General features: G+C 59.0%; 13 protein-coding genes and 1 pseudogene. 8 read left to right on the top strand and 6 right to left on the bottom strand.

All coding sequences use genetic code 11. The features are described 5' to 3' along the window. Window positions 1-125: pseudogene (locus MUW49_RS08985) on the top strand (IS630 family transposase); the annotation flags it as partial. Between the two features lie 18 nt (window positions 126-143). Here MUW49_RS08985 and MUW49_RS08990 read toward each other — a convergent pair. The 5 genes from MUW49_RS08990 to def all read right to left on the bottom strand — a co-directional run bounded on the left by MUW49_RS08990 (window position 144) and on the right by def (window position 5953). Next, window positions 144-1586 carry a TrkH family potassium uptake protein gene (locus MUW49_RS08990; protein ID WP_010672503.1) on the bottom strand — a complete coding sequence of 481 codons (1443 nt, stop codon included), beginning with the start codon at window positions 1584-1586 and terminating at the stop codon, window positions 144-146. Between the two features lie 93 nt (window positions 1587-1679). Beyond that, window positions 1680-3056 carry a Trk system potassium transporter TrkA gene (gene trkA / locus MUW49_RS08995; protein ID WP_223945716.1) on the bottom strand — a complete coding sequence of 459 codons (1377 nt, stop codon included), beginning with the start codon at window positions 3054-3056 and terminating at the stop codon, window positions 1680-1682. Between the two features lie 74 nt (window positions 3057-3130). After that, window positions 3131-4423 carry a 16S rRNA (cytosine(967)-C(5))-methyltransferase RsmB gene (gene rsmB, locus MUW49_RS09000; protein WP_223945715.1) on the bottom strand — a complete coding sequence of 431 codons (1293 nt, stop codon included), beginning with the start codon at window positions 4421-4423 and terminating at the stop codon, window positions 3131-3133. 60 nt (window positions 4424-4483) lie between these two features. Further along, window positions 4484-5428, bottom strand: coding sequence for a methionyl-tRNA formyltransferase (fmt, locus tag MUW49_RS09005; RefSeq protein WP_041212156.1), 945 nt, complete (start codon window positions 5426-5428; stop codon window positions 4484-4486). A 12-nt stretch (window positions 5429-5440) separates the two neighbouring features. Beyond that, a complete protein-coding gene (gene def / locus MUW49_RS09010) occupies window positions 5441-5953 on the bottom strand; it encodes a peptide deformylase (RefSeq protein ID WP_010672507.1) in 513 nt (170 codons plus the stop codon). A 108-nt stretch (window positions 5954-6061) separates the two neighbouring features. Between def and MUW49_RS09015 the strand changes: the two genes are divergently transcribed. The 7 genes from MUW49_RS09015 (at window position 6062) to aroE (ending at window position 12114) form a co-directional block, all read left to right on the top strand. Continuing rightward, complete coding sequence (locus MUW49_RS09015; RefSeq protein ID WP_128345206.1) at window positions 6062-7150, top strand: LysM peptidoglycan-binding domain-containing protein; 1089 nt, start codon at window positions 6062-6064, stop codon at window positions 7148-7150. A gap of 1 nt (window position 7151) precedes the next feature. Then, complete coding sequence (gene dprA / locus MUW49_RS09020; protein WP_134996691.1) at window positions 7152-8267, top strand: DNA-processing protein DprA; 1116 nt, start codon at window positions 7152-7154, stop codon at window positions 8265-8267. Beyond that, the gene (locus tag MUW49_RS09025; protein WP_010672510.1) at window positions 8260-8733 is read left to right on the top strand and encodes a DUF494 family protein; all 474 of its coding nucleotides are present in this window, start codon (window positions 8260-8262) and stop codon (window positions 8731-8733) included. Before dprA ends, MUW49_RS09025 begins: the two co-directional genes overlap by 8 nt. Before the next feature lie 55 nt (window positions 8734-8788). Continuing rightward, window positions 8789-9346 carry a type I DNA topoisomerase gene (locus MUW49_RS09030; RefSeq protein ID WP_045522424.1) on the top strand — a complete coding sequence of 186 codons (558 nt, stop codon included), beginning with the start codon at window positions 8789-8791 and terminating at the stop codon, window positions 9344-9346. A gap of 273 nt (window positions 9347-9619) precedes the next feature. Then, window positions 9620-10180, top strand: a complete 561-nt coding sequence (locus tag MUW49_RS09035) for a Sua5/YciO/YrdC/YwlC family protein (protein ID WP_039039520.1) — start codon at window positions 9620-9622, stop codon at window positions 10178-10180. 100 nt (window positions 10181-10280) lie between these two features. Further along, window positions 10281-11189 carry an oxygen-dependent coproporphyrinogen oxidase gene (gene hemF / locus MUW49_RS09040; protein WP_119197053.1) on the top strand — a complete coding sequence of 303 codons (909 nt, stop codon included), beginning with the start codon at window positions 10281-10283 and terminating at the stop codon, window positions 11187-11189. A 103-nt stretch (window positions 11190-11292) separates the two neighbouring features. Then, complete coding sequence (gene aroE, locus MUW49_RS09045) at window positions 11293-12114, top strand: shikimate dehydrogenase (RefSeq protein ID WP_041214090.1); 822 nt, start codon at window positions 11293-11295, stop codon at window positions 12112-12114. A 978-nt stretch (window positions 12115-13092) separates the two neighbouring features. Here aroE and yihA read toward each other — a convergent pair. Then, window positions 13093-13746, bottom strand: a complete 654-nt coding sequence (yihA, locus tag MUW49_RS09050) for a ribosome biogenesis GTP-binding protein YihA/YsxC (RefSeq protein ID WP_041212162.1) — start codon at window positions 13744-13746, stop codon at window positions 13093-13095. Window positions 13747-13816 lie beyond the last annotated feature (70 nt).

Here is a 13816-nt window from a genome sequence, read left to right on the forward strand (position 1 = left end):
CTAATCGCAGCTTCAAGGATTACGACGACATCCTTGATGCCTGCACATCGGCCTGGAAGCACTTTATTGCCGATGTGGAGCGGGTGATGTCACTTTGTAGCCGAGATTGGATAAAACTGACCTAATGTTTAATCCGATTGGTATTATTGCTTCCAGAAGGAGGGGAAGAAGAGCACCGCCACCGTCAGGATCTCGAGGCGTCCCAGCAGCATGCCGAACGACAGTATCCACTTGGCCGCATCCGGCAGACTGGCGAAGTTGGTGCTGGGACCGATGACAGGCCCCATGCCCGGGCCCACGTTGGCCACAGCGGTGATGGAGCCCGAGATGGCGGTCAGGGGGTCCAGCCCGATGGCGGCGAGCAGGGCGGCGATCAGCAGGATAATGGCGAAGTAGACCAGCACGAAGGAGATCAGGGAGCGGATGATGGCGTCGTTGACCGGACGGCCGTTGTACTTCTGGGGAAACACGGCGGAGGGGTGCATCAGCTGGCGCATCTGTTTCTTGAACAGGGCGAAGGCCACCTGGACCCGAAAGATCTTGAGCCCGCCCGAGGTGGAGCCGGAGCAGGCGCCGAGTGCCAGCAGGATGATGAAGATAATGGTGGTGAGCGGGCCCCAGGTGCCGAAGTCGCCGAGTCCGAAACCCGTGGTGGTGAGCACGGAGACGATATTGAAGCTGCTGATGCGCAAGGCATCCATGAAGCCGTAGATGTCTCTCACCCAGAGATAGAAGGTGACGACCAGGGTCACCCAGACGATCAGCCAGAAGAAGCCCTGCACCTGGGCATCCTTGAACAGGCTGTTGTCACGGCGGGAGAGAGCCTGCACATAGAGCAGGAAGGGCAGGCCACCGAGGAACATGAAGAGGGTGCCTATCCAGTGCGCCGCGTGGGAGAAGTGGGACATGGATTGATCGGAGGTGGAGTAGCCGCCGGTGCTGAGGGTCGTCATGGCGTGGTTGACCGCTTCGAACAGGTTCATGCCACTCACCCAGTAGGCGAGGAAGCAGAGCATGGAGAGTACCAGATAGACCAGCACTATATTGTTGGCCACCGTTTTGGCGCGGGGGGCGCTCTTGTCGGACCAATCGGAGCTCTCGGTCTGGAACAGCTTCATGCCTCCGACGTTGAGGTAGGGCAGCACCGCCACCGCCATCACGATGAAGCCGACTCCGCCCAGCCACTGCAGGATGGATCGCCACAGCAGGATGCTGTGGGCCATGCCGTCGAGCCCCGACAGCACGGTGGATCCCGTGGTGGTGACCCCCGACATGGTCTCGAAGTAGGCGTCGGCAAAGTCGATATGGGTGATGAAGACGAAGGGCAGGGCCCCGAAGACGCAGGCGACCACCCAGACCGAGGTGGTGAGCAGGAACATCTCCCGCACGCCGAGGTGAAACTCTGCCTTGCGACCGTAATGGAGGCAGAGCAGAGCGGCACCATGGGTGATCAAGACCGACTTGAGAAATTCGACGAAACCTTCCGAACCGGTCAGCAGGGCCAGCAGGGTGGGCAGCCACATGAAGAGCGCCAGCTTGGAGAGCACCAGCCCGAGCGTGAAGACGATTGGATGCAGCTTGATCATGCAAGAAAACCTGGTCGTTGATTGAAAAAAGACCCGGACCTTTCCTGAGAAAAGGGGCCGGGTCCGGATACCGTTGCCAGAGACATGGCCGGCTTACAGGAAGAAGGGACTGGGCTGGAACAGACGCTCCACTTCCGGGATGTACTTCTTGTCCACCAGGAACATCACCACGTGGTCATCCTGCTGTATCTGGGTACGATCGTGGGCGATCAGCACCTCATCACCGCGCACCACTGCGCCTATGGTAGTGCCCGGGGGCAGCTTGAGCTCGCCCACTGTCTTGCCCACCACCTTGGAGGTGTTCTCGTCCCCGTGGGCGATCGCCTCGATGGCTTCGGCCGCCCCGCGGCGCAGGCTGTAGACGTTGGCGATGTCGGCGCGACGCACATGGGTCAGCAGGGCCGAGATGGTGGCCTGCTGGGGGGAAATGGCGATGTCGATGGAGCCGCCCTGTACCAGGTCCACGTAGGCGCCGCGCTGGATCAGCACCATGGTCTTCTTGGCCCCCATCTTCTTGGCGAGCAGGGCCGACATGATGTTGGCCTCATCCTCGTTGGTCACCGCGATGAAGACGTCGATCTGGTCGATGTGCTCCTCCGCCAGCAGCTCCTGATCCGCCGCATCGCCGCAGAAGACGATGGTGTGTTCCAGATGCTCGGAGAGCTGCTCCGCCCGCTTCTGGTTGCGCTCGATGAGCTTGACGCTGTAGCGCTTCTCTAGCTGGCGGGCGAGACCGGCGCCTATGTTGCCGCCGCCGACGATCATGATGCGCCGATAGGGGCTCTCGAGGCGTTGCAGCTCCGACATCACGGCGCGGATATGGCCCGCCGCGGCCACGAAGAACACCTCGTCATCGGCTTCGATGATGGTGGTGCCCTGGGGGCGGATGGAGCGTCCCTGGCGGAAGATGGCGGCGACCCGGGTTTCGATGTTGGGCATGTGTTCCCGCAGAGTGGAGAGCGCATTGCCCACCAGGGGGCCGCCGTAATAGGCTTTGACTGCCACCAGGCCCACCTTGCCGTCGGCAAAATCCACCACCTGCAACGCCCCCGGATACTCGATCAGGCGACGCACGTAGTCAGTCACCAACTGCTCGGGGGCGATCAGGTGATCCACGGGGACGGATTCGGGCAGGAACAGGCGATTCCGCTCCACCAGATAGGCGGGAGACCGAATGCGCGCCACCTTGTTCGGGGTGTTGAACAGGGAGTAGGCGACCTGGCAGGCGACCATGTTGGTCTCGTCACTGTTGGTGACGGCGACCAGCATGTCGGCATCCTGGGCGCCGGCTTCGCGCAACACCCTGGGATGGGCGCCGTGGCCGTTCACCACCCGCAGGTCGAATTTGTCCTGCAGTTCGCGCAGGCGCTCGCTGTCGGTGTCGACGATGGTGATGTCGTTGTTCTCGCCGGCGAGATTCTCGGCCAGGGTGCCACCCACCTGACCTGCGCCCAGAATGATGATTTTCATAAGGCCATCTTACTCAAGGTTGTTGCTTCGTAATGAGGCGACCCGTCACCGGGCCTGCCATCCGCCGGTTCGGCCTACAGCTTGATGAGCTTGGCATAGTAGAAGCCGTCCATCTCCGCCTCGCCGGGCAGGAACTGGCGACCCGGACAGGCCGGGGTGTCTTTGGCATGCAACGGCACCAGGCGGGCATCCGGGGTATCGGCCAGGAAGGCACGGATCTGCTCCCGGTTCTCTTCCGGCAACACGGAGCAGGTGGCGTAGAGCAGAGTGCCGCCCTGCTTCAGCTTGCGCCAGAGGGCGTCGAGAATGCGGCGTTGCAGCTCGGCCAGTTCGCGGATGTCCTGATCCCGGCGCAACCACTTGATGTCGGGGTGACGACGGATGACGCCGGTGGCGGAGCAGGGGGCATCCAGCAGGATGCGGTCGAACTGCCCCTGTGGCCACCACAGATCCGGCGTGCTGGCATCACCGTGGATCACTTGGGCCTGAAGGCCGATGCGATCCAGGTTCTCCTGCACCCGCTTGAGGCGGTTGTCATCGGCGTCGACGGCAACCACGCCGGCAAGGGCCGGCTGGCGTTCCAGCAGGTGGGCGGTTTTGCCGCCGGGGGCGGCGCAGGCGTCCAGCACCCACTCGCCCGGCTGGGGATCGAGCAGGGCGGCGGCCTGCTGGGCGGCACCGTCCTGCACCGAGCAGTCACCCTGCTCGAAGCCGGGCAGCTTGGTCACGTCGCAGGGGTGCTCCAGCAGGATGCAATCTTCCCCTTCCACACCGGCCATGGCCGGGATGCCCGCCTCGCTCATGCGGGCCAGCATGGCCTCGCGGCTCTGGCGCTGGCTGTTGTTGCGGATCCACATGGGCGGGCGCTGGTTGTTGGCCTCCATGATGAACTCCCAGTCATCGGGATAGGCCTGACGCAGGCGCTTGGTGAGCCATTCGGGGTGGCCGAGGCGGACGCTGGGGACGCGGTCGATGCGCAGCAGGATCACTTCGGCGCTGCGCTGGAAGTTGCGCAGTACGCCGTTGATGAGGCCGCGCAGGGAAGAACCCTTGAGCAGCTTGACGGCGTTGACGGTCTCGGCCACGGCGGCGTGAGCCGGAATGCGGGTATAGATGAGCTGGTAAAGGCCGACCAGAATGAGGTAGTGGAAGATGCGGCTCTTGTTCTTGAGCGGCTTGTCCATCATCTCGCTGACCGCCGCATCGAGGCGGGGCAGCCAGCGCAGGGTGCCGTAGCAGAGTTCTTGCAGGAGGGCGCGATCGCGAGGGGCGACCTTCTCCTGGGCAGCAGGCAGAACGGCGGAGAGAGATTGACCCTGATCCAGCACCTGTTGAATGACGAGAGCGGCCTGTGCGCGTGTTTTCATAGCGTTACCTTAGATGCACAAGTCGGGGCCAGGGCCCCGCTTGTGTCAATTCAATCCAGATCAAATCAGTTGCGTGCCAGGTTCAAACCAGTCGCGGCGAGAGTTGAGCAGATCCGAAACGGACATGGCCTTCTTGCCGGGAGGTTGCAGGGTCAGCAGGCGCAGCACGCCCTGACCGGTGGCAACCTCGATCCCCTGCTTGTCGGCCTTGAGCAGGGTGCCGGCTGCCTGGCCGTGATCCTGTGCGACGACCTCGGCCTGCCACACCTTGACGGTCTGTCCGGCGACGTCGAACCAGCTGATGGGCCAGGGGTTGAAGGCACGGATGCAGCGTTCGATGGCAACGGCGTCCATCGACCAGTCGATGCGGGCCTCTTCCTTGGAGAGCTTCTCGGCGTAGTTGGCCAGCGCATCGTCCTGGGGCTCGGCGGCGGTGTTGCCGGCAGCCATGGCGTCCAGGGTATCGACCAGTGCCTGCGGGCCCAGACCGGCCAGCTTGTCATAGAGGCTGGCAGAGGTCTCATCACTGGCGATGGGGCAGGTTACCTTGCGGATCATGGCGCCGGTATCCAGCCCCACGTCCATCTGCATGATGGTGACGCCGGTTTCGGCATCCCCCGCCCAGATGGAGCGTTGAATCGGGGCGGCACCGCGCCAGCGCGGCAGCAGGGAGCCGTGCACGTTGATGCAACCCAGGCGCGGCGTATCGAGCACCGCCTTGGGGAGGATGAGGCCATAAGCCACGACGACCATCAGATCGGCACCCAGAGCAGCCAGTTCGGCCTGCGCCGCTTCATTGCGCAGGGAGGCAGGTTGATAGACCGGCAGATCGTGGGCCAGCGCCAGCTCCTTGACCGGGCTGGCGGTGAGCTTCTGGCCGCGACCGGCGGGCTTGTCCGGCTGGGTATAAACGGCGACGACCTCGTGGCCGGAAGACAACAACGCCGCCAGATGACGGGCGGCGAAGTCGGGGGTACCGGCAAAAATCAGTTTCAGCTTGTTCAATGGAGCGGATCCTCAGAGGACTTTGCGATCTTCACGGGCCATCTTTTCCAGCTTCTGACGAATACGCTGGCGCTTGAGCGGGGACAAGTAATCCACAAACAGCTTGCCGACCAGATGATCCATCTCATGTTGTATGCAGATGGCGAGCAGATCGTCCGCTTCCAGCTCGAAGGTGTTGCCGTGGCGATCTTGCGCCCTGACCTTGACCCACTCGGCGCGCGGAACCAGAGCACGGTTGCCGGGCACGGAGAGGCAGCCCTCTTCGATGCCGGTGCTGCCGGACTGCTCCAGGATCTCCGGGTTGATCAACACCAGCTGTTCTTCGCGGTTCTCGGAGACATCGATGACGATGATGCGCTGATGAATGTCGACCTGGGTCGCGGCCAGGCCGATGCCTTCCTCCGCGTACATGGTTTCGAACATATCATCTACAATGTGTTGTAACTCGGGTGTAAAGGCTTCGACAGGGGCCGCGACTGTGCGCAGACGCTCATCGGGGAAACGCAATACATCTAGAATGGCCATAATTTTTTCTTTAGTTTCATATAAACGCAGTCAATATTGACGTAATTCTAGTCATTTACGCCGACAAAAAACAGCAACACTTTGCGTGCAGAAGTAACAGGGAGTGTTATGTATCTGAAGCAAATCGTCGTCGCCTGCCTGGCGACAGCCCTGGCCGGTGGCGCCATGGCACAGCAGTTGACGCTCAAATCCGGTTACCCCGAGACTTATGTGGTGCAAAAAGGGGACACCCTCTGGGACATCTCGGGCCAGTATCTGGCCGAACCCTGGCTCTGGCCACGCCTCTGGAACATCAATCCGCAGATCGCCAATCCCCACTGGATCTATCCCGGTGACGTGCTGCACCTGAGCTGGGTCAATGGTGAGCCTCGGCTCGGCAAAGCCAGTCAGGGGGGCAAGCAGGTCATCCGTCTTTCGCCCAAGAACCGCTATGAAAACAAGGCCAATCCCATACCGACCCTGCCTCTGAGTGAGATAGCGCCCTTCCTGCAGACCGACCACATTCTGGCCAATAGCCAGCAGAGCAAGGACCTGCCCTATGTGCTCGGCAACAATGACAAGCATGTCGGGATGCTGGAGGGCGACATTCTCTATGTGAAAGGAGCCTTGAACCCGGGTCAGAGTTATGGCCTCTATCGCCCGGGGGTGGCATACAAGGACAAGCATACTGGCGAGTCGCTCGGTCAGGAGGCGATTTTTGTCGGCACGGTGCGGGCAGAGGAGTACCTTGCCCACGACACCACCAAAGTGACGCTGACCCATAACCGGCGTGAGGTGTATCAGGGCGACAAGGTGATGCCGCTGCCGTCGCAGGAGAGCATCTCTGCCGTGTTCATGCCAAAGGCGGCACCCTCCATTTCCCCCGGCTATGTGATCGAGCTGCCGAGCAAGGCACATGGTGGGGGCAAATTTGATGTGGTACTCATCAACAAGGGGGAGCGTGATCAGGTGGCCCCGGGCGATGTGCTCGAGATCCTGCGCCCAGGAGCCGAGATGGTGGACAAGAATGGCAAGGTGTCATACCGGGAATATTCATCCGTCTATGATAAGGCGTTCTATTCTGCCGGCAAGTCATCGCTGCCTGCCGAGGCCGTTGCCAGAGTCATGTTGTTCAAGGTCTACGACAAATTGAGTTACGGTCTTATCCTGCAGAGTCAGGATCTGGTCGGCTCTGGTTATCAGGTCAGTAATTTCTAACGTGTCCTTGCCACTGGAGCGGTTGTCGCTATGGCTGACGCTGGATGCCGTTACAGGCATAGGCCCGGTCACCGCCGCTCGCCTGCTGGCTCATGTGGGTGGTGACATCACAACTCTGTTTGACTCAGACGATGGCGCCCTGCGAGTTCTTGGTCTGCAGAGTGCCCAGATTCAGCAGATGAGATGGCCTCTTCCTGTCGTGGAGCAGGGATTGAGCTGGGCCGCCGAGCCCGGCAATCACCTCCTCTGTCCCGATGACCCCGCATATCCTGCCCTGCTCAAAGAGATCCCCGGCGCACCGCTCTTGCTCTACTGCCGCGGGAACGTCTCATCCCTCTCCCTGCCACAGTTGGCGATGGTGGGTACCCGCCACCCCACCTATGCCGGCAAAGACAATGCGACACGCTTGTGTGCCGAGTTGGTGGGCTGTGGTCTGGCGATCACCTCCGGCCTCGCGTTGGGCATCGATGGCGTCTGCCATCAGCAGGCGCTGGCATCGGGCGGAATCACCCTGGCGGTGCTGGGATCCGGTCTGGATTGTCTCTACCCCAAGCGTCATCAGGGGTTGGCGATGCAGATCCTCGAGCAGGAAGGTCTGCTTGTCTCCGAGTTGGCGCCCCAGCAAGGCCCCCTGGCTGAACACTTTCCTCGCCGCAACCGTATAATCAGTGGCCTGTCGCTGGGGACACTGGTGGTGGAAGCGGCAGAACAGAGTGGTTCGCTCATCACGGCCCGTTATGCGCTGGAGCAGGGCCGCGAGGTCTTTGCCGTTCCCGGCGCTCCGCAAAATGCACAGGCAGCAGGGTGCAACCGTCTGCTTCAACAGGGTGCCAAGCTGGTCTTGAATGCCGCCGATATCCTGGAAGAGTTTCCAAGGCTGGTCTTGCCCCCTGGACCCGCCAACGGTTCTTCCGAGGCGCAGCATAATAGCGAATTGCCTTATGCCGATTTGTTGGATAACGTAGATTATGAGACCACGAGCGTGGATACCGTTGCCGAACGGGCCCGGCTTCCTGTCGATGTCGTACTGGGCAGGTTGGTAGAGCTGGAGCTGGTTGGTGCAGTGATGGCGGTAGCCGGTGGATACGTCAGAGCGAGGAGGGCGAATCATGTTTGATGTATTGATGTACCTTTTCGAGACCTACATCCACAGCGATGCAGATGTGATGGTCGAGCAGGATGAACTCACCGACGAACTGAGCCGGGCCGGTTTCGACAAGGACGAGATCGAGAAAGCGCTCAACTGGCTGGAGCGACTGGCCAACCTGCACGACAGCGAGCGGGAAGTCTATGTCACCGCAAGCCAGCAGGGCTCTATGCGGATCTATGCGCCGCAGGAGCTGGTTCGCCTCAGTACTGAATGTCGCGGTTTTCTGCTGTTCCTGGAGCAGGCGCAAGTGTTGAATGCCGAAACCCGTGAAATCTGCATCGAACGGTTGCTCGAGCTGGACAAGCCGGACATCGAGCTGGACGATCTGAAGTGGGTCGTCATGATGGTGCTGTTCAATGTGCCAGGCAGTGAAAACGCCTACCAGCAGATGGAAGAGCTGGTGTTTGACGAGTCGGACGGCGTCATCCACTGACAGCCCGGTGCCGCGCTGGTAGAATTCAGGCCATCTGGATTTCAAGGCGCGGCCCATGTCAAAGATCGATCACCATCTCTTCTCTGCCCACGAACATGCCTTCGAGCGCGAGCCGTGCCCGCAGTGTGGTGCTGAACTGGTGATCCGCCAGGGCAAGCACGGTCCCTTCCTTGGTTGTTCAGCCTATCCCGCTTGCGATTACATTCGCTCCCTCACCCCCTCTGGCCGCGATATAGAGAAAGTGCTCGAGGGGTCGTCCTGTCCGGATTGTGGCCATCCACTGGCCATCAAGAAGGGTCGTTACGGTCTGTTTGTGGGATGTACCCAGTACCCGGCCTGTCAGCATATCGAATCCCTTCAGGAGAGTGACGATACCCAAATCCTCTGCCCGGAGTGTGGCAAAGGTCATCTGGTGAGCCGCACGTCCCGTTATGGCAAACAGTTCTACTCGTGTGACGCCTATCCTCACTGTAAGTATGTGGTGAATGACAAGCCGGTTCCCATACCCTGTCCCGAGTGTGGCTGGGGCATCATGATCGAAAAGAAGGTGCGGGGAAACCTGCGCTGGGTCTGCCCGCAAAAGAAATGCTCCCACCAGATTGAGCGGGTATAATCTCGCCGCCCATGATCAGGCAGGCGGATTGCTGGTCAGCGTGAGGTTGTGAGCCGATGCGCATCGCCCAAGTCGCCCTGATCATGATCGCCATCTCCAGCTCCCTGCGGTTGCTCGGTTCACTGATGCACGCAAGCGTCTGAGCCGAAATGCATGACTGAAGAGGAGCAGGGATATAGCCCATATCGCAGCAGTGATGGCCCCGATGCCGTCATGTCGGTTCAACATACAATCCAGTGATGAGAGGCGGCAGCGTGGCTGTCGCATGTGCTTATGCCAAATGAATTTGAACAAGCGGTTGCCGCCCTTCAAGGAGAAGGGGTTATCGCCTATGCCACCGAAGCCGTGTTTGGTCTGGGGTGTGATCCTGATTCCGAAGCCGCCGTGCAGCGGCTGCTGGCCATCAAGCAGCGGCCGGTGGAGAAGGGATTGATCCTGATCGCGGCAGATCTGGCGCAATTGCAGGACTACATCGACCTGAGCCAGCTCAGCGATGAGCAGCTTGCTCGCGTGCAGGCGAGCTGGCCTGGTCCCTTCACCTGGATCATGCCCGCTCGCGCGACGACGCCGTCCTGGTTGACCGGTCAGTTCGAGACCCTGGCGGTGCGGGTCACAGGCCACCCACAGGTGCAAGGGCTTTGCCGGGCATTTGGCAAACCGCTGGTGTCCACCAGTGCCAATCTAACCGGTGAGGAACCCGCTCGCCGGGTGGCTGATATTGGCGATCTGCTGGCAAGCCAGCTGGCTTACATTCTGCCCGGCGAAGTCGGGGGGCAAGCCAACCCGTCCGAAATCAAGGACGCCCGCACCGGGGCCATCATTCGCCCATCCTGAGTTGGGCACGGCCCTGTTTCATGCAGGTTGTGCGATGAGGTCATGACAATACGAGAAGTGCAGGCAGTGCATGCATGATGCCTGTCTGACAGGAGATAAAATGAGCAAACCGGATGTGGCCCAGGTAAAAGCCTTCCTGCTGCAATTGCAGGATGATATCTGCCGTGGCCTGGAGCAGGCCGATGGATGCGGGCGCTTTGTGGAAGATGCCTGGAGTCGCGAAGGTGGTGGTGGCGGTAGAACACGGGTGCTGCGTCAGGGGGCGGTGATCGAGCAAGGTGGGGTCAACTTCTCCCATGTCTATGGCGATGCCATGCCGGCATCCGCGACCGCACATCGTCCCGAACTGGCTGGCCGCAGGTTTGAGGCCATGGGGGTGTCGCTGGTGATCCACCCGCATAATCCCTATGTACCGACCAGCCATGCGAATGTGCGGTTCTTCATCGCCGAGAAAGAGGGGGAGGAGCCGATCTGGTGGTTTGGTGGCGGCTTCGACCTGACGCCCTTCTATCCGTTCGAAGAGGACGTGAGGCATTGGCATCAGGTCTCCCATGAGCTCTGTCAGCCGTTCGGCACCGACATTTATCCCGAGTTCAAATCCTGGTGCGATCGTTACTTCTTCCTCAAGCATCGGGGCGAGACGCGCGGGGTGGGTGGTCTTTTCTTCGATGACCTGAACCGCTGGCCCTTTGCCGACTGCTTTGCCTTCATGCGTGCAGTGGGTGAGGGTTACCTGGCGGCCTACTTGCCGATTGTCGAGCGACGCAAGGGGCTTGCTTATGGGGAGCGGGAACGGGCGTTCCAGCTTTATCGCCGTGGCCGTTACGTGGAGTTCAATCTGGTCTACGACCGCGGGACCCTGTTCGGACTGCAGACGGGGGGGCGCACTGAATCCATCCTGATGTCGATGCCGCCGCTGGCGCGCTGGGAGTACGACTGGCAGCCGGAGGCTGGCAGCCCGGAGGCATTGCTCTATAGCGACTACCTCAAACCGCGCGAGTGGTTGTGACCAGAGGGGCCATGATGGCCCCTTCTTATTGGTCGATATTCGGCTTGTTCCTTCATGAGAAAACCCGTTAAATCGGGATATTGCTCTCAAAAGGAACGCCTTGATGGATCGTTATCTGGTTTTTGGCCACCCCGTGCGCCACAGCAAATCTCCCTTCATTCATACCCTGTTTGCCAGGCAGACCCAGCAAGAGCTGGAGTATGGTCTGGCAGAACCGGCCGTCGATGAGTTTGCCAGCGCTCTGAACCACTTCTTCGCCGAAGGAGGGAAGGGGTGCAACGTGACCGTGCCTTTCAAGGAGCAAGCCTTCGTGTTGGTGGAGCGGCTGAGCCCCAGGGCCAAGCGGGCGGGAGCGGTCAACACCATCAAACTGACTGATGATGGTGTGCTGCTGGGTGACAATACCGACGGCGCCGGGCTGGTCGCCGATCTCAAGGCTCACGGAGTGAACCTTGCCGGTAGCAGGATCCTGCTTCTGGGGGCCGGTGGCGCAGCTCGTGGTGCCCTGGCCCCCCTGCTGGCGGAAGCGCCGGGCGAGATCGTCGTGGTCAACCGTACCCATGCCAAGGCGGAACAGCTGGCTGTGGAGTTCAGGGATCTGGGCAGCATCACTGCTCAATCCTATGAACAGCTGGTGGGGCCGTTCGATCTCATCATCAATTCCACCTCAGCGAGTCTGCAAGGAGAGTTGCCACCTTTGGCGCCAACCCTCATCCACCCGGACATCGCGATCTACGACATGATGTATGGCGCAACGGACACAGCCTTCATCGGCTGGGCCAAACAACATGGCGCGCGCCATACCATGGATGGATTGGGCATGCTGGTCGAGCAGGCTGCTGAGGCCTTTACCGTATGGCGAGGGATCCGGCCCGGCACCAAGCAGGTATTGAGAGAGTTGCAGCGCAATCTGGGCGTCGTGTGAACCAGCTTGTGCGTTCTATTGGGCTGTCGGCAGGTCTGATGTAGAGATTCTGCATCTCTGGATAAGGGCTCCCTCGTGATGCGGCACGGCACGTGTGATGTGAAACGGTCGTTCTGCGGTGGGTGTGGCAGAACAGGTGCCATTTTTATAAAACCATTGCGTAACAATAAGTTACTTTTACTTTTCCGTCACTCGCAGAATTTTTTTGAGTTTTTTCTCAAAGCAGCGGAACTTCTGTAACGGACTGCTGACTAACTGGATAGTTGAGGAAGTGCTAGCTAGTCACCTTTATAACTCCCCGGTATTCGTACTGGGGATTTTTTTATCTGCATGAAAATTATGAATATTTTTTCTTTTTTCTACCGTTGAAACTAAATTACATAAATTACTTTCACTTTCTGCTGCTTTGCTGTACAGTTGTCGGCGTAGGGTACAGAGGTAAGATGTTCTATCTTTCAGACCTTTTATTTCACGTAATTGAATGTGGCTGAATAGCAGCCCCGATGAGTCATCGTCGGGGCGTTTTTTTATGAGCAACATTTAGAGTAAATGCTTTAATTGTTGCCGTTCTTTGTTAGAATGAAGGCGTTTCTTGAGGAAAACCAATCGTCTTTGTTCTCGAGAACTCGCTTTTTCCCAAATTTTTGAACTCTTTTCTTCAGGCCGGTTTGCAATGGCAAGACCGGCCTCATTTTTATCCCTATATTGGCTTATCGTGTAATTAAATTTCAGTTTCGTTTGTTACAGCCTTCAATTTTGATTTTTTACTCGATATCTATGAAAACGGTATCAGGTTGATGATTAGTTAATTCTTTTCGCGTCGAAATAGGCTATCAGTATGATTTAAATATATTTTTTGAGGTTATTCTTCAGAGATGGCGAAGGCGGGGAGGAAGGGCTCGGAGATGGGGGGATCATGAAAGCCTTTCAATCAGCGGAGGTCCAACTCCGCCAATTGCAGCCAGGGAGAGGAGTCGTTTACTCCTCGTTCTGATGATCTTCGTCGTCTGCCTGGGCGTTGTCTGCTTCGGATAGATACCAGCCGCTTAGGGTCTGGGCCAGCTTCTCGACGCCGATATTGGTCAGAGAAGAGAATGCTTCAACCTGGATCTGCGGGCCCAGTTCTGCCACCGCCTGACGAACCTTGATCACCTGGTTGTTGCGGGGCCCCGGGCTTAACTTGTCCGCCTTGGTCAGCAACAGCATCACCGGCAGTTCACGGTGTGAACTCCATTCCAGCATGTTCATGTCGGTTTCCTTGAGCGGATGGCGGATGTCCATCAGGATCACCAGCCCTTTCAGGGACTCCCGTCGCTGCAGGTATTCAGCCAGTGACTTTTGCCACTTGAGCTTCATTTCCAGCGGAACCTGGGCATATCCATAGCCAGGCAAGTCAACCAGGCGTTTGCCCGGCTCCAGCTCAAACAGGTTGATCAGCTGAGTACGGCCAGGGGTCTTACTGGTACGCGCCAGGTTCTTGTGTTTGGTCAAGGTATTCAATGCAGACGATTTGCCAGCGTTGGAACGACCGGCAAACGCAATCTCGACACCCCCATCATTTGGCAGGTGGCGGATGTCGGGTGCGCTGGTCACAAAATGCACCTTATTGAAATTCAGAGTTTGTGTATCCAACGTAAATTCCCCATAGAGATAGAGGGTTATAGAGTTACTTTTTTGTGAAATAGTGTAAAATGGCGTCGCT

This window comes from Aeromonas sp. LsrichE-8G (genome assembly GCF_022869435.1).
In the GTDB taxonomy this organism is placed as follows: Bacteria; Pseudomonadota; Gammaproteobacteria; order Enterobacterales; family Aeromonadaceae; genus Aeromonas; species Aeromonas caviae.

Coding starts and splice junctions, on each gene's coding strand:
- MUW49_RS08990 (WP_010672503.1), bottom strand. CDS start 1,586: ATGATCAAGCTGCATCCAATCGTCTTCACGCTCGGGCTGGTGCTCTCC.
- trkA (WP_223945716.1), bottom strand. CDS start 3,056: ATGAAAATCATCATTCTGGGCGCAGGTCAGGTGGGTGGCACCCTGGCC.
- aroE (WP_041214090.1), top strand. CDS start 11,293: ATGGATCGTTATCTGGTTTTTGGCCACCCCGTGCGCCACAGCAAATCT.
- MUW49_RS09030 (WP_045522424.1), top strand. CDS start 8,789: ATGTCAAAGATCGATCACCATCTCTTCTCTGCCCACGAACATGCCTTC.
- def (WP_010672507.1), bottom strand. CDS start 5,953: ATGGCCATTCTAGATGTATTGCGTTTCCCCGATGAGCGTCTGCGCACA.
- MUW49_RS09035 (WP_039039520.1), top strand. CDS start 9,620: ATGCCAAATGAATTTGAACAAGCGGTTGCCGCCCTTCAAGGAGAAGGG.
- MUW49_RS09015 (WP_128345206.1), top strand. CDS start 6,062: ATGTATCTGAAGCAAATCGTCGTCGCCTGCCTGGCGACAGCCCTGGCC.
- MUW49_RS09025 (WP_010672510.1), top strand. CDS start 8,260: ATGTTTGATGTATTGATGTACCTTTTCGAGACCTACATCCACAGCGAT.
- rsmB (WP_223945715.1), bottom strand. CDS start 4,423: ATGAAAACACGCGCACAGGCCGCTCTCGTCATTCAACAGGTGCTGGAT.
- hemF (WP_119197053.1), top strand. CDS start 10,281: ATGAGCAAACCGGATGTGGCCCAGGTAAAAGCCTTCCTGCTGCAATTG.